20 protein-coding genes are annotated in these 19,684 nt (G+C 58.5%); 10 read left to right on the top strand and 10 right to left on the bottom strand.

From position 1 onward, the window contains the following. Window positions 1-16: 16 nt before the first annotated feature. From ACN0WW_RS07005 to ACN0WW_RS06995, 3 genes are read right to left on the bottom strand one after another with little or no spacing between them, the layout of a single operon-like run. The gene (locus tag ACN0WW_RS07005; RefSeq protein WP_417610816.1) at window positions 17-763 is read right to left on the bottom strand and encodes a DsbA family protein; all 747 of its coding nucleotides are present in this window, start codon (window positions 761-763) and stop codon (window positions 17-19) included. 27 nt (window positions 764-790) lie between these two features. Further along, window positions 791-1,486, bottom strand: coding sequence for a thioredoxin domain-containing protein (locus ACN0WW_RS07000; protein WP_417610814.1), 696 nt, complete (start codon window positions 1,484-1,486; stop codon window positions 791-793). Further along, on the bottom strand, window positions 1,483-2,142 hold the full coding sequence (locus ACN0WW_RS06995) for a DUF721 domain-containing protein (protein WP_417610812.1): 660 nt from the start codon (window positions 2,140-2,142) through the stop codon (window positions 1,483-1,485). Before ACN0WW_RS06995 ends, ACN0WW_RS07000 begins: the two co-directional genes overlap by 4 nt. A 27-nt stretch (window positions 2,143-2,169) precedes the next feature. Here ACN0WW_RS06995 and ACN0WW_RS06990 point away from each other — a divergent pair, with 27 nt between their 5' ends. From ACN0WW_RS06990 to nudC, 3 genes are read left to right on the top strand one after another with little or no spacing between them, the layout of a single operon-like run. Further along, the gene (locus ACN0WW_RS06990; RefSeq protein WP_417610810.1) at window positions 2,170-3,237 is read left to right on the top strand and encodes an A/G-specific adenine glycosylase; all 1,068 of its coding nucleotides are present in this window, start codon (window positions 2,170-2,172) and stop codon (window positions 3,235-3,237) included. Further along, window positions 3,234-4,577, top strand: a complete 1,344-nt coding sequence (locus tag ACN0WW_RS06985; protein WP_417610808.1) for a serine hydrolase domain-containing protein — start codon at window positions 3,234-3,236, stop codon at window positions 4,575-4,577. The genes ACN0WW_RS06990 and ACN0WW_RS06985 overlap by 4 nt, the downstream gene beginning before the upstream one ends. Window positions 4,578-4,634: 57 nt before the next feature. Then, window positions 4,635-5,540, top strand: a complete 906-nt coding sequence (nudC, locus tag ACN0WW_RS06980) for an NAD(+) diphosphatase (RefSeq protein ID WP_417610806.1) — start codon at window positions 4,635-4,637, stop codon at window positions 5,538-5,540. 31 nt (window positions 5,541-5,571) lie between these two features. Here nudC and ACN0WW_RS06975 read toward each other — a convergent pair whose 3' ends face one another. Continuing rightward, the gene (locus tag ACN0WW_RS06975) at window positions 5,572-5,985 is read right to left on the bottom strand and encodes a DUF1489 family protein (RefSeq protein WP_417610804.1); all 414 of its coding nucleotides are present in this window, start codon (window positions 5,983-5,985) and stop codon (window positions 5,572-5,574) included. Window positions 5,986-6,134: 149 nt separating this feature from the next. Here ACN0WW_RS06975 and ACN0WW_RS06970 point away from each other — a divergent pair, with 149 nt between their 5' ends. After that, entirely contained in the window at window positions 6,135-6,575 is a 441-nt protein-coding gene (locus ACN0WW_RS06970; protein ID WP_417610802.1) for a hypothetical protein, read from the top strand. On the opposite strand, the gene ACN0WW_RS06965 is transcribed toward ACN0WW_RS06970, so the two are convergent. Both ACN0WW_RS06965 and mgtE read right to left on the bottom strand, forming a co-directional pair. Then, the gene (locus ACN0WW_RS06965) at window positions 6,576-7,091 is read right to left on the bottom strand and encodes a GNAT family N-acetyltransferase (RefSeq protein WP_417610800.1); all 516 of its coding nucleotides are present in this window, start codon (window positions 7,089-7,091) and stop codon (window positions 6,576-6,578) included. A gap of 8 nt (window positions 7,092-7,099) precedes the next feature. Continuing rightward, complete coding sequence (gene mgtE, locus ACN0WW_RS06960; protein ID WP_417610798.1) at window positions 7,100-8,509, bottom strand: magnesium transporter; 1,410 nt, start codon at window positions 8,507-8,509, stop codon at window positions 7,100-7,102. A gap of 161 nt (window positions 8,510-8,670) precedes the next feature. Here mgtE and ACN0WW_RS06955 point away from each other — a divergent pair, with 161 nt between their 5' ends. Next, window positions 8,671-9,120, top strand: a complete 450-nt coding sequence (locus ACN0WW_RS06955) for a peptidylprolyl isomerase (protein ID WP_417610796.1) — start codon at window positions 8,671-8,673, stop codon at window positions 9,118-9,120. Window positions 9,121-9,128: 8 nt separating this feature from the next. Then, the gene (locus ACN0WW_RS06950; protein ID WP_417610794.1) at window positions 9,129-9,692 is read left to right on the top strand and encodes a carboxymuconolactone decarboxylase family protein; all 564 of its coding nucleotides are present in this window, start codon (window positions 9,129-9,131) and stop codon (window positions 9,690-9,692) included. Window positions 9,693-9,701: 9 nt separating this feature from the next. Here the strand turns inward: ACN0WW_RS06950 and ACN0WW_RS06945 are convergent, their stop codons facing one another. Beyond that, window positions 9,702-10,580 (bottom strand): LysR substrate-binding domain-containing protein, encoded by an 879-nt coding sequence (locus ACN0WW_RS06945; protein ID WP_417610792.1) that lies wholly within the window; start codon window positions 10,578-10,580, stop codon window positions 9,702-9,704. Window positions 10,581-10,925: 345 nt separating this feature from the next. On the opposite strand from ACN0WW_RS06945, the gene ACN0WW_RS06940 reads away from it, so the two are divergent. Beyond that, window positions 10,926-13,253, top strand: coding sequence for a CDC48 family AAA ATPase (locus ACN0WW_RS06940; protein WP_417610790.1), 2,328 nt, complete (start codon window positions 10,926-10,928; stop codon window positions 13,251-13,253). A gap of 10 nt (window positions 13,254-13,263) precedes the next feature. Here ACN0WW_RS06940 and ACN0WW_RS06935 read toward each other — a convergent pair whose 3' ends face one another. Both ACN0WW_RS06935 and ACN0WW_RS06930 read right to left on the bottom strand, forming a co-directional pair. Further along, complete coding sequence (locus ACN0WW_RS06935) at window positions 13,264-14,628, bottom strand: MFS transporter (RefSeq protein WP_417610788.1); 1,365 nt, start codon at window positions 14,626-14,628, stop codon at window positions 13,264-13,266. 17 nt (window positions 14,629-14,645) lie between these two features. Then, on the bottom strand, window positions 14,646-14,966 hold the full coding sequence (locus ACN0WW_RS06930; RefSeq protein WP_417610786.1) for an antibiotic biosynthesis monooxygenase family protein: 321 nt from the start codon (window positions 14,964-14,966) through the stop codon (window positions 14,646-14,648). A 106-nt stretch (window positions 14,967-15,072) separates the two neighbouring features. Here ACN0WW_RS06930 and ACN0WW_RS06925 point away from each other — a divergent pair, with 106 nt between their 5' ends. The 3 genes from ACN0WW_RS06925 to ACN0WW_RS06915 all read left to right on the top strand — a co-directional run bounded on the left by ACN0WW_RS06925 (window position 15,073) and on the right by ACN0WW_RS06915 (window position 19,074). Continuing rightward, window positions 15,073-15,699 (top strand): class I SAM-dependent methyltransferase, encoded by a 627-nt coding sequence (locus ACN0WW_RS06925; RefSeq protein WP_417610784.1) that lies wholly within the window; start codon window positions 15,073-15,075, stop codon window positions 15,697-15,699. 118 nt (window positions 15,700-15,817) lie between these two features. Then, window positions 15,818-18,730 (top strand): M16 family metallopeptidase, encoded by a 2,913-nt coding sequence (locus tag ACN0WW_RS06920; protein WP_417610782.1) that lies wholly within the window; start codon window positions 15,818-15,820, stop codon window positions 18,728-18,730. Window positions 18,731-18,777: 47 nt separating this feature from the next. Further along, window positions 18,778-19,074: a hypothetical protein gene (locus ACN0WW_RS06915; protein WP_335656740.1), complete on the top strand. Its 297-nt coding sequence runs from the start codon at window positions 18,778-18,780 to the stop codon at window positions 19,072-19,074. 77 nt (window positions 19,075-19,151) lie between these two features. Here the strand turns inward: ACN0WW_RS06915 and pal are convergent, their stop codons facing one another. Continuing rightward, window positions 19,152-19,658 carry a peptidoglycan-associated lipoprotein Pal gene (gene pal, locus ACN0WW_RS06910; RefSeq protein WP_417611111.1) on the bottom strand — a complete coding sequence of 169 codons (507 nt, stop codon included), beginning with the start codon at window positions 19,656-19,658 and terminating at the stop codon, window positions 19,152-19,154. Window positions 19,659-19,684 lie beyond the last annotated feature (26 nt).

Below are 19,684 nucleotides of genomic sequence, written 5' to 3'. Positions count from 1 at the left end.
GCGATTCGACCAGCGCCTATCTCGCGCCAGCCTCCTTCAGCTTGGTTTCGACTATTGCCCAGTTTGTGCCGTCGATTTTCTGGCCGTTGATCAGAAAGGTCGGTGTGCCTTCGATATTATATTCCTCAACGGCTTTTTGCGTATTGTTCATCAATGTCTCGGCTGTTTCCGTATTGGCCAGGCACGCCTTGGCCTGATCTTCGGAAATACCGCGCTGCTGGAAAAAGGTGATGAGGCCAAGCTGCTCGGCAAGGCGGACGAAGCGCTTGTCGGGAGCGGACTGCAGGATATTTGTATAGGTAGCCTCACCCATACCTTGCGCTTTTTCAAACATTGCGCCCTGATTGCTTAGCGCCTGTTCGGTCAGCGGGAAAAACGGTCCTTCGCCGCCGCAGCGGGACAGAATCGCAGCGGTCAGGTCGAGTGGATCGCGGACGAAATTGCGCACTTCAAAACTGACGCGGCCGCTGTCGACATAATTGTCGCGCAGCGGAGCAAAGGCCTGCTCCCCGAAGTCTTTGCAGTGTGAGCAGGTGATCGACATATATTCGACCAGCTTTATCGGCGCATTGGGGTTGCCCATCACGACACCACCAGCGTCGGTTTTTGAAACCGTCTCGGACCATTTCTGTCCGTCCGGTGCCTCGACCGCTTCCGCCGATTCCGATGAGCTCACCCCGTTCTCGGCGGTGTCTGCGCCGCCGCCACAGGCGCTCAGGGCAAGAGCGAGGGAAATCGGCAGAAGTGAAAGGGATTTACGCATGATGTTATTCCTGTTCCAGATGATCATCTATTTCAAGGGAAGGGTAGCGAGCGCGGGTTGCAGCGACGGCCAGCTGTGGACCTTGTCCAGTAGTTTGTCGTTGATTGTGAAGCTGGGCGTGCCGGTGATCTTGACCGTCTCCGCGCCATATTTGGTCATCGCCAGTATCTTGTCCTGGGCATCCTTATCCGCCAGACAGACATTGGCCTGAGTCTTGGTGATGCCGCGCTTGGCCATGATCGGATAGAATCCGACATCTGTCGCAATTTTCTTCAGCCGGTCAACGGTATCGCCCTGATACCAGGTCTTCTGGACTTCAGGCGGTGTTGACATGACGGTCTTCAACCAACCGCTCTGTGACGCCATCAAGGCATGATGATTGCCGAAAAATTTAGTGCGGCCGCCGCATCGGGCGAGAATTGCCGCCGTAAAATCGACGGCATCGCGGACATAGTTGCGCACTTCCGCGCTGACATGGCCCTTGGCAATATAGCCGGATTTCAGAGGCCCGCTGGAGGCGACTTCAAAGTCGGCGCAATGGCTGCACGTGTAGCTGACATATTCGACCAGCCGGTTCTTGGCGAGCGGATTGCCCATGATATGGCCGCCCATCGGCGACTGGGTCACGCGCTTGGACCAGTCGGTCTGCTGCGCGGATGCGGGGGATACCATCACTGCAGCTGTAGCCAATGCCGAAGCAAGATACACGCTTCTCAACTTCATGTCCCGTCCTTCTTCTTGTCACCGCCGCCGATTCTGCCGACAACCCTGATCGTTTGCTTTGAATCGTTCTTAGGGTCCGCTTCCGCCTTTGCAACTGCCGATGCCAGCGAATCCAGCACCCGGTTCAGCTCCGCATCGCCGATATCGCGCAGATTCTCGCCGAGCTGGATCGGCGCGGGCCTGAGCGAAGCGGGCAGGGGAACCCTTTTTTCCTTGTCTTTCTTCGGCGTTACGACGCCTTGTCTGAATCTTATCTGACTGACTGCGCCATAGCCGAAAAAGCGGTTCACCCGTTCGATGATGTCGGGAGCGATATGCTGCATCATTGTTGCATAGGCGCCGGAGACGACCAAATGCAGCGTTCCGCCCTCTTTCTCGCCGCGCGGGAAGCGAATCGACTCGGGCAGGGATACGGCAGCATAGCGTTCGCCGACGATCTCCGCCCAGCGGCTGACCACTGAGCTCTGGATGAAGCCATAGCGGCGAAAGGCGGCGCGGCCGATTTCCGGCATCAGGTCGGAGATGCTTTTCGCCGGCCCGCCGCGCGGGCGCTGGAACTTCTGATAATTGCGGGCAGCCGATTTTTTGGCCGCAGGCTTGCCAGCAGCGGCGGTTTTCGCCTTTTCATCGCCAGCACTGCCAATTTTCTTCGCCATAGCGGTCGTTTATGGCATGGCGCGGCCATGGCCGTCGATAGTTTCTCCGCCAAGGCGCAAAAAATTTCTGCCAATATTGGTGCACATTATGTGGATAACGCCCGAAAATTGCCGTGGCGGTCACCACCGGGCGGTGATTTGCCCGATCCTTACCATGTCTGGCTGTCCGAAATCATGCTGCAGCAGACGACGGTCGGAGCGGTCAAAAGCTATTTCGAGAAATTCACCCGACGCTGGCCGACGGTTCAGCACCTCGCCGACGCCAAAGAAGAGGATGTCCTGGCCGCCTGGGCCGGACTAGGCTATTATGCGCGGGCGCGAAATCTTCATAAATGTGCCGTGCATGTCACTGAAAAACTGGGGGGAGTCTTTCCTCAGAAAGAGTCTGAACTGTTGAAACTGCCCGGAGTGGGCGCCTATACCGCTGCTGCTATCGCGGCGATCGCCTTTGGCGAGCGAGCGGTGGTTGTCGATGCCAATATCGAACGACTGGTCGCGCGGCTGTTTGCCATCGATACCCCGCTCCCAAAAGGCAAGGCCGAAATCCGCGCGGCGATGGACGCGATCACGCCGGACAGGGGTGCCGGGGATTTTGCCCAGGCCTGCATGGATATGGGCGCGACCATCTGCACCTCCAAAAATCCGAAATGCGACATTTGCCCAGGGCGCGCGCAATGCGCGGCCTATGATCTTGGCGAAATGGAATCCTTTCCGGTGAAGCCGCCGAAGAAGGCGAAGCCGGTTCGCCGTGCGCGCTTCTTCTGGGTTGAGGAGCAAGGCAGGATTTTGCTGGCCACTCGCGCATCAAAAGGCATGCTTGGCGGTATGCGGGCGCTGCCGGATGACGGATGGGCTGCCGGCAATGACGGGGATGCCCGGCCACCGATCGCGGGCGAGTGGCGGGTGCATGAGAATGTTGTTCAGCACAGCTTCACCCATTTTTCGCTTGAGGTTGATTTGGCAGTTTATCGGGGCGAAAAAATCGCTACTGATAAGCAATCCGGCATCTGGTGGCCGCTCGACAATATAGCGGAGGCGGGGCTGCCAACGCTCTATGCCAAGGCAGTGAAATGGAAACTGAAGGAACAGAAATGAACGCTCAAACACCCGGAATATTGTCGCTTGGGTCTTCATTTTCCCGGCGCTCCGTGCTTGGCGGTATCGGCACCGGCGCGGTTCTGGCCGGTATGCCCGGTCTTGCTTTTGCCAAGGAAACGGGTGCCAGTTTCCCGGGCCTGACCAAGATTATCAACGAATATGTGGCGGACAAAAAGGTTGCCGGCATGCTGGCGATGATCGGTTTTGACGAGGCCTCGCCGCAGGTCATTTCTGCCGGTACGCTCGCGCTTGGTGGCAGCAAGCCGGTTGATGGTGATACATTGTGGCGGATGTATTCGCAGACCAAGCCGATCACCGGGATGGCGACGATGATGCTGATCGAGGATGGACTGATTTCTCTCGATCAACCCTTGTCGGATTTCTTCCCCGAATTTGCCGATATGCAGGTGCTGCTTGATCCGGAAGGACCGCTGGACGAGGTCGAGCCGGCCAAGATGCCGATCACGATCAGACAGTTGCAGACGCACACCGCCGGGCTTGGCTATACGATCATCTCCAAGGGCCCGATATTGAAGGCCTATCTGGCAGCGGGCTTGACGCCCGGCCGCGTTAGCCGCAGCCCTATTCCCGGCCTTGAGGCCGGTGCACCCACGCCGGACATCATGACCTTTATGAAGCGTCTGTCGGAGCTGCCGCTTGTGTATCAGCCCGGGACGCAATGGAGCTATTCGCTCGGCCATGATGTGCTGAGCGCGGTGATCGAGAAAGTGTCGGGCAAGCCGCTCGACCAGTTTCTGCAGGAGCGGATGTTCGGGCCGCTGGGCATGAAGAATATATTCTATCAGGTACCAGCCGACCAGGCGGTCAATCTGGCCACCAACTATGCGCCGTTCGCAGGCTCGTTGATCCCGATCGATCCGGGCGCGACCAGCATCTTCCTCGACAAGCCCGCATTTGCCTTTGGCAGCACCGGGCTGGTCGGCACGGCCGGAGATTATGACAAATTCCTGCAAATGCTGCTCGGCTTTGGCACGGTGAACGGTGTTCAGGTGATGAAGCCGGAAACTGTCAAGCTCGGCATGTCCAATCTTCTGCCAAAAACCGCCAGCACCAGGGGCACTTGGGTTGCCAATCATGGCTTCGGGGCCGGTGGGCGTTCGGGCCTGGGTACCGAGGTCAGCCCGGCGGGTACATTTGGCTGGGGCGGCGCAGCGGGCACGTCGGCCTTTGTCGACACGGTTCGCGGCATCCGGGCCGGTGGATATACCCAATATATTCCGTCGAGCAGCTACCCGTTCCAGTCGGAATTCCCAAAATATGTCTATGCTGACCTGATCGGCATGGCGCAGGCGGGTGCCGGTAAAACGAGTCCGTGACGCCAATAAATCTCCTCGCTTTTGTAGGGAGCAAGATAAAAACATCCGGGAGACAAGATGCCGACTGCTGAAAAGACCATAGTGCCCACATTTGCGGGCGGAACGCTTGACCGCGCCGACCAGGTAAGAGTCAATCCGGACAAGCTGCGCGCGGCGATGATGAACCCGCGGGCGAAGCTGCTCAAGCTGGACGGCCTGAACCCTGTATTTAATGATCATGGTGAGCTCGCCTGGGGTGCCGCCTATGAAGCCTCACCGGACAATGATCTGCTGTTGCTCGGCATCGAAGATGACATATCCTATTTTGCAGAGCTGAACGGGGCAGGGGACGCCGGTCCTGCAGCCAATCGGGCGCTTTGGCAGGCACTGGGAGGCCTACCCCCTGATCAGGCCGCAATCTATGCGACAGCCCGCAGTCTGGTCGACTGGCACGCCCGGCATCAATTTTGCGCGCAATGCGGCCAGTCGACCCAGTCCCGCAAAGGCGGCTGGGCGCGCTTGTGTGACCGCGACAATGGTGGTTGTGGCGCAGAGCATTTCCCGCGCACCGATCCGGTGGCGATCATGCTGTCGGAGTGCGAGGGCAAGGTGCTGCTCGGTCGCCAGCCGCGCTTCCCGCCGAAAAGCTTTTCCGCGCTGGCCGGATTTCTGGAGCCCGGGGAGAGCATTGAAGGCTGCGTGAAGCGCGAATTGTTCGAGGAAGCCGGGATCAAGGTTCGCGATGTCCGCTATGTCGCGAGCCAGCCGTGGCCGTTTCCGTCGTCGCTGATGATCGCCTGCACCAGCGTCACCGACGATCCGACACTGACGCTCGACGAAGAGGAAATCGAGGAAGCGGCCTGGTTCTCGGTGGACGAGGTGAAGGCTGCCATGGCCGGTGATCCGGCTGCGCCCTTTGTCGCGCCGCCGCCTTTTGCCATCGCCCATGATCTGTTGCGGCACTGGCTCGACGGGAAAGACTGACCGGAACCGTCAGGAAACGATCAGGGATGGGCTACACCAGCCCTAGATTCGCCAGTTCGCCGAGCATCTCGGCGGGCATTTCCTCTGCGCCTTCCGCACCATCGGCCAGATCAAGCGGCGCGTCTTTTTCCTCGAGATAGCGCCAACCCTGATGAGCGCGTTTCGGGATCGGCTGGACGGCGATCAGCCTGGGTTCCAGCCGGATCCATTGCCGACCCTGGCCATTGTCCATGAAGCCGATAATCGGTGAGCGACCCACGATCTTTTTCGCGTGAATCCAGTAGAGCGAACCGCCGACCATCTCCTCGTGCCGCTTCGGCAAATAACGGGTGGTCAGTCTCGCTTCGCCATCTGTGGCGCTGTTGCCCTGATGGGATTCAAGCCATTTGCGCAGCGTCGCCGGGCTTTCGCTGCGATAGGCAATCTTGGTCATGTTGAGTGGCATGGTGATTATCTGTGGTGGGCGACCGGTTTAGTCAAGCATGTTCGGGCACGCGCCGCCGTCGCTGTCCGGCCCGGCGTAAAATAGCTCAAGATTATTATTGCAAATGATTATCAATATCATACTATGGGGCAGCAGTAAGGAGAAACAGCTTGAGCGAGATTCTAGAGAAATTATTGGCCCCGCTGCCGGATATCAGAGACATTCCCGTGGTGGAGGCAAAGCTTATCATCGGTTTTCGGCTGGCGGTGATCGCAAGCAAAAATTCCTGCGATTGCGGCGATCAGCTGGCGGATCGTCTCGGCGGGACACTCGCCGCGACCCGGATATTGATATTGGCGGAAACGATCGGCTTTGCATGGTCTGAGCCGTTTCAGATCGGTCGTCCCTGTTGTCCGCAGGTGAGCCCCGATGAACTCTGGCTTTTGGCCGCGGTTCGCATGGCGGCTACGGGAAACCGGCCCGCGTTTGACTCGTTGAGCTGTGAAATGCTTGGCGATAGTGAGCGTGAACGGATATATAACGATCTGCGCAATTTTGTCGCCGCCTACACAGGGAAGACCGATGGCTCCAGGTGGCTGGCACGGTATTGATTAAGCCGGTCCTTGCCTTTCAAACAGCTGCACCGTGCTGTCATTATAGACGCCTTTGCGGGTGGGCTGAAAGCCAAGCTTCCCGGCCAACTTGATCGACGGCAGATTGTCTGGGTTGATGATACAGACGGTTTTGTCGGGGTTGAACTTCTGATCCAGCCACGCTTGTGCAGCGGTCATCGCTTCCAGCGCATAGCCCTTGCCGTGTCCCGCTGTCGCCAAGACCCATGCGGCTTCGTGGAAAGGGTCGAAGTCCGGACCAAGACCGCGCCGGAAGTCGCTGAAGCCCACTTCTCCCATGAATTGCCCGGATGATTTTTCGATCAGCGCGAACAGGCCATATCCCATGATGTCCCAGCGTCCGAAATAGCCAAGAAAGCGCAGCCAGGCTTCCGCTTCGGTAGCGGGCGTCCCGCTGATATATTTGACGACCGCCGGATCCTGCCACATCGCCCGGCAGTCCTCAAAGTCATCGGCGATATGCGGACGGAGAAACAGGCGTTCGGTTTCGATCACGGCAATCTCTAGAGGCTGACCATGCCGCTGCCGACGGCAAGCCCCAGAAAGGCGAGGAAGCCCATGGTATCCGTGATCATCGTAACGAAGACCGAAGAGGCGAGGGCCGGATCCTGATCGAGCCGGTCGAGCATCACCGGCACGAATATGCCGGCAAATCCAGCGATTACGATATTGATCAGCATCGCTACGCCGATAACGCCGCCAAGCACCGGATTGGAAAATACCAGCCCGGTGCCGATACCGACCAATATCGCGATGGTGCCGCCGTTGAGCAGCGCGATCCGGAATTCCCGGCCGATAATCCGGCGGGTGTTGGAGCGGGTCAGTTCGTTCATGGCCAGCGCGCGTACCGAGACCGCCATGGTCTGGGTGCCCGCATTGCCGCCAATCGACGCCACGATCGGCATCAGGATGGCCAGGGCAACCATCTGTTCGATGGCAGCGCCGAAGATCGAGATGACGAAGCTGGCGACCAGCGCGGTTGCCAGGTTGGTGATCAGCCAGCGCACCCGGGCCTTGTAGGACGCGCGGATCGGCTCGTTGATGTCGCCTTCGCCGGCGCCGGACAGCAGCAGCACGTCCTCGCTGGCCTCGTCTTCGACAATGTGCAGAATGTCATCGACCGTGATCATCCCGATCAGGCGGCCGTCGTCGTTAATTACCGCAGCCGAGATCAGATTATATTTCTGGAAGCGCAGTGCGACTTCTTCCTGATCCATATTGACCGGAATAAGCGTCTGCTCGCGCTTCATGACGTCGGCGATGGCGATGTCGCGCGGGGTCCGCAGGATCCAGCTGAGCTGGCAGGTGCCGATCGGCCGGAAGGCCGGGTCGACGACATAGATTTCCCAGAATTCGGTGGTCAGGTCGTCATTCTTGCGCAGATAGTCGATCAGGTCGCCGACCATCATATGTTCGGGCACCGCGACAAATTCGCGCTGCATGATGCGGCCAGCGGTCTCTTCCTCATAGGTGAGGGCGCTTTCGATCGCGGCGCGATCCTCGGCATCGAGTTCGGCGAGAACCGCCTGCTGCTCGCCTTTTTCAAGATCTTCGATGATCGCAACCGCGTCATCGGTGTCGAGCTGTTCGGTGAGGCCGGCAATCTGGCCGGCATCGAGCGTCTCCATCAGGTCTTCGCGAACGTGCTCGTTCATTTCGGCGAGCACGTCGGCGCTGACGAGATCACCGAGCGCGTCGGCTAACGGCCCGCGCTCGTCTTCATCGACGAGCTCGAACAGATCGGCGATGTCAGCATTATGGAGCGGATTGACCAGTTCCTGAGCGAGCGCGCTGTTATTTTCCTCGACCGCTTCCGATACCGAACGGACAAATTCGTCGGTCAGCCGGTTGTCCTCGTCGAGCACGTCTTCGCGTTCGATCGTGGCGGTTGGAGCGTCGTTGATGTCGGTCATCGCAAAGCTCCTTCGTTGCGCGCGTTCGGCTGCTTACTAGTCGCTGCGGCGCAGCAATTGCAATCTTTTGTGACAATTATCGCAAGGCAGGGTGATTTTTCCGGATGGCTTGCCTATATGCGCCTCAAGCAAGAACAAACGAACGAAAAGGAACCTGCCTGATGGCCCATGAAAAAATGACTCTCCACCTCGACACCGGCGACGTAGAAATCAAGCTGCGGCCTGATCTCGCTCCCAACCATGTTGCCCGGATTACAGAGCTGGCATCTGAAGGCTTTTATGACGGCGTTGTCTTCCACCGCGTCATCGCTGGCTTCATGGCGCAGGGTGGCGATCCGACCGGCACCGGCATGTCCGGCAGCGACAAGCCTGACCTCGACCAAGAATTCTCCAAGGAACCGCATGTAGAAGGCACGTGCTCGATGGCTCGCACGATGGACCCGAACAGCGCCAACAGCCAGTTCTTCATCTGCCTCGATGACGCCGGCTTCCTCGACGGCCAGTACACCGTCTGGGGTGAAGTGACCTCGGGCATGGAAGCGGTGCATGCGCTGCCAAAAGGCGAACCACCAGCGAAGCCTGGCGCGATCAAGTCCGTAACCGTAGGCTGATCGTTCAAATGCGTCTCGACAAACCCAGAATCGCCCCGCTCGCCGAGTCAGACCTTGACGAAAAGAGCCGCGCGATGCTGGGCGAGCGTTTCAAGACCGGCAAGATCCTCAATATCTTCCGGACGCTGATCAAGGCACCAAAAGCCTATAAGGCGTTTATGTGGTGGGGCGGCTATATCCTGTCCGACCATAATGATCTGAGCCCGCGCGATCGCGAGATCGTCATTCTGCGCACCGGCTTCAACTGGAAGTCCGGTTATGAATGGGCGCAGCATGTCAAGATTGGCAAGGACTGCGGGCTGACCGACGAAGAGATAGAGCAGATCAAGGTCGGGCCAAGCGCGCCGGCCTGGTCTCCGCTGGAGCGCGCGATGCTGCAGGCGACCGATGATCTGACCGGCGACGGGCATGTCGCCGACGCCACTTGGGCGGCGCTCGCGGACTTGACCGAAAAACAGCGGATGGATCTGGTGATGACCGTTGGTCAATATAGCCAGGTTTCGATGATGCTGAACAGCTATGGTGTACAGCTCGACGACGATCTCACGCTCGACCCCGATCTCAGGGCTTAAAACCGGTAGTTAAAGCCCGGCGTCTGCGACCCAGTCGTGGAAAATCCGCACCGCGCGGTTTTTCATGTCGCGTTTGCGGCAGACGAACCAGTAGCTGTAGGGGCTGTCGACCTCATGGTCGAATAGCCGGATCAGCCGCGAATCATTGGCATCGGAGAAATGGCCGCCATGCATGATGGCGATCCCTAGCCCCTGCGCGGCGGCTTCCAGCATCAGCGGACCGCTGTCGAGATGGTCTACTCCGGCCGGTTTCAGATCGGGCAATCCGACCGCTTCCTTCCACTGGTCAAACGCCCGGCCCATATTGCTGTGGATCAGAATATTGTGATTTTTCAGATCTTCCGGATGTCTGACCGCGTTCGGGCCCTGGGTCAGTTCCACCGACGCAATCGCGTAAACCTTGTTACTGTCCAGTTTGATCGAATAAAGATTGGGGTCGACATAGTCGCTGATGATAATCGCTGCATCAACGGCGTCGCCGAGCATATTTTCCGCATGGGAGGAGGTGTCGACGTCAATGTGAAGCTTGGGATATAATTTTTTCAGTTCCGGCAGGCGCGGCAGCAGGCGAGTGGCACCAAAAAGCGGCAGCACGCCCAGGCGCAGGCGCATGTCACCGCCCGTGACAGTCATGCGATCCACCGCCTCGCCGATCGTTTCCATTGCCGGTGCAACCGCCTTGAGCAGCGTCTGTCCATCCCCGTTCAGCACCATTGACTGGTTGCGCCGTTCAAAGAGTGGCTTGCCGATATGGTCTTCCAGCGATTTGATCCGGCGGCTCAGCGCAGGAGCCGAGAGCGCCAGTTCTGCAGCGGCAGCTTTGGACGAACCAAGACGGGCAACACGGATGAAAGCCTCTAGGGCACGGAGGGGAGGAAGACGGCGCATAGAATGGTCAATATTGTTGTTAAATGAGCTTTGTGCAACGCAAAAATAGGAGCCACTTCGTTAAAACGGCGGAAATCAGTCACTACCATTAATGATAAGTTGCAATATATGCAACCTTTAATGTTCTTTTCGCACTTGCACAATAACCGGTTCCGATGCATCTAGGATGAGCCTTTCAGGCATCCTCTCCTAAAAACTTTTACAGGTCAGTTCTTCGGAACTGGCCTTTTTTTTTGCCAGATTCCGCTAACGGGTCTCGCATCTGAAAATCAGGGTCGCATATCGTCTTCTTGATACCTATCTTGTTGGAAACAAGCATAACGAAAATAGAGGAGATAGGCCCTCGTGTCCGATCCAGAACCGACAAAAGACGAATCCCAAGACGATAGCAAACAACTGAAATTGCAAGTGGCCAATGCCAGACCGGAAGACAGCGGGCGCGGACTAGCGCGGCTTTCGCGGGAAAATCTTGGCAAATTGGGACTGATAGAAGGCGACGTCGTCGAAATTATCGGCAAACAGACCACCCCGGCGCGGGCCGTCTTGCCCTATCCGGAAGATGAAGGACTGGATTTCGTCCGGCTTGATGGTCTGCAGCGCGCCAACGCCGGTATCGGCGCAGGCGATTATGTCGAGATTCGCAAGGTCGAATCAAAACCAGCCAAGAAAGTCGTCTTCGGCCCCGCTCAAAAAGATCTGCGGTTGCAGGGCAACGGCGGCGGTCTGAAGCGCAGCTTCATGGGAAGACCTCTGAAATCCGGAGATTTTGTTGCGACTCACGGCCAGCAGCAGGTGGATCGCAGCGATATGCCGCCGCAATTGCGCCAGATGCTCGCGGCACCCGCCTTTTCCCTGACGCAAATACGGCTCAACGTCATTTCAACCGTGCCCAAGGGCATTGTCCATATTGATGAAGAGACCGAAGTCGAACTGCGACCGGAATATGAAGAGTCCGCTGAACATCGCCGTGCCGACGTCACCTATGACGATATCGGCGGATTACATGAAACGATCGATCAGCTTCGTGAGATGGTCGAATTGCCGCTTCGCTATCCCCAGCTGTTCACCCGGCTGGGCGTTGATCCGCCACGCGGTGTGCTGTTGCACGGGCCTCCAGGCACCGGCAAGACGCGGCTTGCCCGTGCTGTCGCCAATGAAAGCGATGCCGAATTTTTCCTGATCAACGGTCCGGAAATCATGGGATCGGCCTATGGTGAGTCGGAAAAGAAGCTGCGCGAGATTTTTGAAGCGGCGACCAAGGCCGCACCCTCGATCCTGTTCATTGACGAAATCGACTCGATCGCGCCCAAGCGCGGTCAGGTCCAGGGCGAAGCGGAAAAGCGTCTGGTGGCGCAGTTGCTGACGCTGATGGACGGGCTCGAATCGCGGGTCAATCTCGTGGTCATTGCCGCGACCAACCGGCCGGAGGCGATCGACGAAGCGCTGCGCCGTCCCGGTCGCTTTGACCGGGAAATTATTGTCGGGGTCCCCGATGTTGCCGGCCGGCGTGAGATCTTGGGTATCCATACAAGGGGTATGCCGATCGATAAATCTGTTGATCTGAAAGAGCTTGCGCGCACGACCTATGGCTTTGTCGGCGCTGATCTCGCGGCATTGACCCGCGAAGCCGCGATCGAAGCCGTGCGGCGGATCATGCCCAAGCTGGATCTGGAATCGGAAACCGTACCGCCCGAGGTGCTTGAAGAGCTCGTCGTCTATCGGCGTGACTTTGTCGAAGCCCTGAAGCGGGTCCAGCCATCGGCAATGCGCGAAGTGATGGTCCAGGCTCCCGATGTGCGTTGGGAAGATATCGGCGGTCTTGACGATGCGCAGATGCGGTTGAAAGAGGGCATTGAACTGCCGATGAAAAACCCCGATGCCTTTGCCCGGCTGGGCATCCGCCCCGCCAAGGGCTTTCTGCTCTATGGTCCGCCGGGCACTGGCAAGACCTTGCTGGCAAAGGCGGTCGCGCGAGAAGCGGAAGCCAATTTCATCGCAACCAAATCGAGTGACCTGCTGTCCAAATGGTATGGCGAGAGCGAGCAGCAAATTGCCCGCCTGTTTGCCCGCGCAAGGCAAGTCGCGCCAACGATTCTGTTTATCGATGAAATCGACAGTCTGGTCCCGGCGCGTGGCGGCGGCATGGGTGAGCCGCAGGCGACGGAGCGGGTGGTCAACACGATCCTCGCCGAGATGGACGGTCTGGAAGAAATGCAGTCGGTGATCCTGATTGGCGCGACCAATCGTCCCGGTCTGGTTGACCCAGCCCTGTTGCGCCCCGGCCGGTTCGATGAGCTGATCTATGTTCCGGTTCCGGGCAAGGACGGCCGTCGCAGGATTCTGGCCATTCAGACAGCGAAAATGCCGCTAGCGGAGGATGTTGATCTCGACGATGTCGCCGATCGCGCCGACCGTTATACTGGTGCTGATCTGGAGGATCTGGTTCGCCGGGCGGGGCTTTATGCGCTGCGCGAATATGGCGGGCTGGTCGAAACGGTTCAGATGAAGCATTTTGAAAAAGCGCTGGAAGACAGCCGGGCTTCCGTGACGCCGGAAATGGAGGAAGAATATTCCAAGATAGAATCGCAGCTGAAGCAGAACGCGATGCGGGCCGAGCCCATCGGCTTCGTGTCTCCGGGCATGTTGACCCCGGTTCGCGACAGCAAGCACTAGGCCAGGGCGGCTATCGGTCGGCGTCGATCCGTTCATCGAGTTTAAGGGTTTTTTGCCCCCAGAAGAACAGGAAGACGCAGACCGATACCGCCAGCCAGAAGGGCAGCGGACCGGCATAGGTATAAAGCAGGACGCCGAGCGCCGGGGAGGCGATAAAGGCCATACCGTTGACCGAAGCGACGATACCGGCGACGCCATTCTGTTCGGATCGCTTTACTGCCAGCGATGCGCCGGCGGTAAAGCCCGGACGGAACAGGCCGAAGCCGAGCGAGGCGACGGCAAAGCCGATGATGATACCGTGCAGGTCGTGCGACAGGCCAAGCAGCAGACAGCCGCAGGCGCCCAATACCATGCCCCACAGGATTGAGGTGCGCGGACCCATTTGCAGCAGCGGGATCAGGCCCCATTGCGCCAGCAACGTTGCTGCAGCGCCGGACATCAATACAATCCCGGTCATTTGAATACCCATCTCGGGGTCTTCGCGAAGGCCCAGCCGGTCGAGCACCACGAAGCCAATAACGCCCAGGATAACGGCGTGCGCGTTCCCGCCCATTATACCGGTGATCAGCCAGGGCTTTACCCGTTCGTCCCCCCAACGCAGCTGCGGCGGGAGGCTTTCTCCCTCTTCGTCGCCATCCTCGTCGTCTTCCTTGAGGCTGTTGGACGATGGGGCTGAGCTATAGGGCTCCGACGTCACCACGCCGCGCGCCTGATAGCCGGGGTTGTCGTTTGGCAGCTTCAGGGCCAGCGCGACCATCACCAATATGCCGATCGCAGCAAACGCAAACATCGGGCTGGACAGTCCCAGCACCGGAATGATCAGCAACGGTGCGACCGCAGGCCCAACGATCGTGCCGAGTCCGAAGGAGGATGAAATGAGCGAAAGCGCCTTGGTCCGGTCGGCGCGCGCCGTCCGGGCGGCGACATAGGCCTGAACGGCAGGCGGAGCGGCGGATCCTAGTCCACCATACAGGCTGCGGAACAGGGCAAACAGGATGAAGGTCCACAGCGCACTATACCAACCGAGCAGCCCAAAAAACAGCGCGAGACCGGCAAGGGCAAAGGATGTGGTAAAGCCGACCATGCCGAGCCGCATAAGCGCCTTGCGGCCGCGATGATCGGACTGGCGCGCCCATTTCGGCGCGGTGTAAACCCAAAGCAGGGCCGACCAGCTAAACGCGGCGCTGACCCAGAAATCGGGAATATGGAGCTGCGTTCCGACTGTTGGAAGGATGGATTGCATCGCCGTGTTACCGGACGCGGTGACCAGCATGACCGAGAACAGCACAGCCATCCGGGTGTTGTCGATCGGCTTGGCATCGGCAACGGATGCCGCCGTCCGCTTCGGCGGATCAAAATCGGGAGAGTCGGCCATGGCGTTCCTATGCCACGCTATTTCTGCCAGTCATAGCCACGTTCGACGCGCGCGACATGAAGGCTGTACTCGCTATACCATTTGCCCCGACCCTGCTCGCGGATGAGGGCGTGATCCGGGTGATTGCGCCATGCCTTTGCGGAGGCGTCATCGCGCCAGTAGCTGACGGTGATACCCAGACCGTCCGCGGATCGCGCATGATCCTGGCCGAGATAGCCGGGCTGCTGCGCGGCGAGAGCGCTCATTTCTGCTGCCGCCGACTGATAGGCCTCCTCGTCGCTGCCAGTGCGCTGTGCGCAGAATATGACTGCGATAGAGTCGTTCGGATGAAGCAGCATGGCGTGCTTTTAACCGCTCGCTGTCACCGGGCAACCGCTATTATATTTGTCACCAGCGCTGTAACGCCCTAGTAAGACAGTTTCACCCGCCACTCGGAGGAATGACTTGACCAACAGTATCGCCAAAAGCAAATTTTTGGACCGTATCAAAAAGGGGGCCGAACGACGCCTTGGCCCGTGGGGGGTTTTCTTCAAAGGTTTTCTGAAGCATCCGGTGATGGTCGGGTCGATCATCCCTTCTTCGGATGCCACGATCAAAAAAATGCTCGAACCGGTCAAGTGGGATGAGTGCGATCTGTTTGTCGAATATGGCCCCGGCGTGGGTACCTTTTGCCAGCCGGTGCTGGAACGGTTGAAGCCCGGAGCCGCCCTCATCGTGATCGATCTCAACGAAGACTTTATTGACTATCTCAGCAAGTCAATCCGCGACAGTCGCTTCTACCCGATCCATGGCTCCGCTGCCGACGTCCAGAAAATCATTCGTGAACTCGGACACGAGAAAGCCGACTATGTCCTGTCCGGCCTGCCGTTCTCGACTTTGCCGGATCAGCTTGGTCCCAAGATCGCCAAAGAGACCTATGATGTGATCCGGCCTGGCGGGGCCTTTCTGGTCTATCAGTTCGTCAAGAAAGCGCGCGACTATATGACCCCGCATTTTGACCGTATCGATAGCGGTTACTCCTTGTGGAACGTGCTGCCCTGTCATCTGTTCTGGGGCTGGAAAACCAAATAGCCGTTGGTCGATGGCTAAGCGGTGTTCGTCGAAGCCGACAATCCCCCAACCCCTGTTTACCGGCATGTTTGCTGCTATATGATTTTTTGATCTGTGTCTGATTGAGAGGAAAGTTTCGATGTCCCATTTGTCTCGCTCCCTGCTGTTGGCGCTCACCACAACCGCGTTGACGGTTAGCGCGCCCGCGCTCGCCAAGGATCATCAGACTGCCAAGCCGGCGCCGGTCAGCGAGCTGGTTGCGGCAGTGGATATTCCTTATGAAGAATTCACGCTCGACAACGGATTGAAGGTGCTGGTGCACACCGATCGCAAGGCTCCGGTCGTGGCGGTATCGATCTGGTATGGCGTCGGCTCCGCCAATGAGCCAGAAGGCAAGACCGGCTACGCGCATCTGTTCGAGCATATCATGTTCAACGGGTCGGAGCATGCGCCGGGCGATTTCTTTGAGCCGCTGCGGCAGATTGGCGCAACCGATCTGAACGGCACTACCTGGCTCGACCGGACCAACTATTTCCAGACTGTTCCGACCTCTGCGCTCGACGTTGCCCTGTTCCTCGAAAGCGACCGGATGGGCTATCTGCTGGGTGCGGTAACGCAGGAGAAGCTCGACAACCAGATCGGCGTCGTTTCGAATGAAAAGCGGCAGGGCGATAACCAGCCCTATGGTCTGGTCGGCTATCGCCAGACCGAGTTGCTGTTTCCGCCGGATCATCCCTATGGCCACGATACCATCGGTTCGCTGGAGGATCTCGAAGCAGCTTCGCTGGACGATATGAAACAATGGTTCACCGATCACTACGGACCGAACAATTCGATTCTCGTATTGGCAGGCGATATTGACCTTGCGACGGCTCGGGAAAAGGTCACCAAATGGTTTGGCGCCATCCCGCCCGGCAAGCCGATCGAAAAGTTGGACCCGCCCTTGCCGACGCTGGATGCACCGATCTATGAGGTGATGAAGGACAAGGTCGCCACGACCCGCATCTACCGTAACTGGGTGGTCCCCGGCCTCAACGATCCGGACTATACCGCGCTTGATGTCGGAATGACCGTGCTCGGCGGGCTCGCCAGTTCGCGGCTCGACAATATCATGGTGCGCGACGAGAAAAATGCTGTCGCGGTCTCGGCCTTTGTCATCCCTTTCGTGCATGGCAGCCTGGTCAATATCCAGGCGGATGTGAAGCCCGGTGAAGATGCGGATGCGGTGGCCAAACGGCTCGATGAGATCATCGCCGATTTCATCGCCAATGGCCCGACCGAAGATGAAGTGCAGCGGGTCGCAACGCGCGATGCGGCTGCGCGGATCGCCGGGCTTGAGCAGGTCGGCGGTTTCAGCGGCAAGGCGGTCGCTCTCGCCCAGGGCAAGCTCTATTCCGATGACCCGGAATTTTACAAAAAGGAATTGAACCGGCTGGCCTCGACCACGCCGGAAGAAGTCAAGGCGGCCATGCAGAAATGGCTGACGCGGCCCGTGCTGGGCATCCGCGTGGTCCCTGGAGAACGCGAGGAATATCAGGAAGTCGGCGCTGGCAAGGGTGCCCGAACCGGCGTGCTGACCGCCCCCGCTTTTTACATGCAGGACGAGCAGCCGGGGATCGTGACCGCGCCCGACCGGTCGAAACTGCCGCCGGTCGGTGATATTCCCAATGTCGATTTTCCGGACGTCGAAACCGCCACTCTGTCCAACGGGATCAAAGTCTATTTTGCCCGTCGCGACGCGGTGCCGATGACCCGGGTAACGCTGTCCTTCAATGCCGGAACCAGCGCGGATTCCCCCGACAAGCTCGGCTTGCAGAATTTCGTGACTTCGATTCTGGAAGAAGGCACGACCAGCCTGACCTCGGTGGAAATTGCCGAACAGCAGGAGCGGCTCGGTGCCAATATCACTATCGGCGGCGGTCGCGACCGTACCGATGTGGATTTGAGCGCGGTCAATCCCAACCTCGACGCCGCGCTCGACCTGATGGCGGATATCGTCAAAAATCCGGCTTTCAATCCAGATGACATTGAACGTATCCGGGTTCAGCAACTGACCGCCATTGATCGCGAGGAAAGCGATCCGCTGAGCATTGCCAGCAATACGCTGCCGCCTTTGGTGTTCGGTTCCGAACATCCCTATGGCCGCGGGTTGTCAGGCAATGGCACCAAGGAAACCGTATCGGCGATCACCCGCGACGATCTCGCCGCTTTTCATGATCGATGGATGCATCCGGCGAAGGCGACCATTTTCGCCGCCGGCAAGATCGACAAGCAGGATCTGGTCGACAAGCTGGAAGTCCGTTTTGGCCGCTGGAAAGGCGAAGGGGAGCCGGCGCCTGCGAAAAATTTTGATGCGCCTATCCCGGAAGGGAAAGGGCGGATCGTTGTTATCCATCGGCCCAATTCGCCCCAGTCGATGATCCTCGCCGGACAGGTGCTGCCCTACAAGGGTTCGGATGACCTGCTGACCCTCGATGCAGCCAACGAAGTGTTGGGCGGTAATTTCCTCTCGCGGATCAATATGGATCTGCGCGAAACCAAGGGCTGGAGCTATGGCACCCGCAACACGTTGCTGCGCGGCGAAGACCGCGTTCTGTACACGATGCGGGCCCCGGTCCAGACCAACCAGACAGGTCCTGCCGTTGCTGCAATGGATGCGCAGGTCCGCGACTTTCTGGGAGACAAAGGGGTCACGCCAGCCGAGCTGGAGCGTACGGTAAACGGCAATGTCCGCCAGTTGCCCGGCCAGTTTGAGCGCACGCCCCGCATCCTCGGACAGATGCAGGGGGATGTGATGTTCGATAGACCGTCCAACTATGCCGAGACCGTTGCGGCCCGTTACAGGGGGATGACCACAAAGGATCTCAACGAAGCCATGGCCAATGCCATCGACCCGGACAAGTTCACTTGGGTCATCGTCGGCGATGTCGACAAGATCAAGCCGCAGCTTGATGCACTCGATATGCCGATCGAATATCGCGGCTATGAAGCTAGTGACACTGCTGTTAATAGTGATAGCAGTTCAGACGATTCGGCGGACAGTGGCGATTGATCGCTGACAAGAGCCGGGTCAGGGCGTTGACATAAAAGGAGAATGGAATGTCTATTGATGGAACTTATGCTTGTGTGACCAAATCCCCGATGGGAGACCAGACTTCTGAATTTACGATTGTTACCGATGGTGACACGTTCACTGGCACCAATGCCGGTGCGATGGGCTCGATGGATGTGGAAAATGGCAAGGTTGATGGCAATCATATCACCTGGGAAATGAACATGACCGTTCCCATGCCAATGAAACTGGAAGGCGACGCCACGATCACCGATGGCCAGCTTGCCGGTTCGGTAAAAGCAGGTGCTTTTGGTGAAATGGCAATGACCGGCACCAAGAAATAATCGATTTCAAATGACAAATAATAAGGGCCGCTACCCGATGAGGGGAGCGGCCCTTTTTTGTCCGGTTGTCGGTGGTTCTAGCGGACCACGACGCTGACGGCGCGGCGGTTCTGCGCCCAGGCGGCTTCGTTGGAACCGAGCGCTTCCGGCCGTTCCTTGCCGTAGCTGACGGTGGTCATCCGGGCCGGGCTGACGCCGAGCGAGGCGAGATAGTTTTTCGCCGCATTGGCGCGCCGTTCGCCAAGCGCGAGGTTATAGTCGCGCGTGCCGCGTTCGTCGGTATGACCTTCGATGGTGATTCTGGCGTTGGGATTTTGCGCCAGCCACCGGGCCTGGCTCTGCAGGATAGCCTGATCCTGGGGGTCAATGTTGAAACGATCGGTATCGAACAGGACCCGGTCAGACATGGTGTTAGCGAGAAAATCTCCCTGCGAGCCGGGCGCATAGCCAGGGCCAGCGGGAGGCGTCGGTGCAGGCGTTGGCGCAGTGCCGACAGGTGCTGGCGGCAGCTCTTCAGGTGGCTTTTTGGCACAACCGGCCAAAACCATGGTGGCGGTAATCAGGAGGGGTGTCGCATATTTGATCATCATTTTGCTCCTAGTTGAATCAG

Origin of the sequence: Parasphingorhabdus sp., from assembly GCF_048269865.1 — a bacterium.
Taxonomy (GTDB): Bacteria; Pseudomonadota; Alphaproteobacteria; order Sphingomonadales; family Sphingomonadaceae; genus Parasphingorhabdus.
This window is presented reverse-complemented; position numbering and strand designations above follow the sequence as displayed.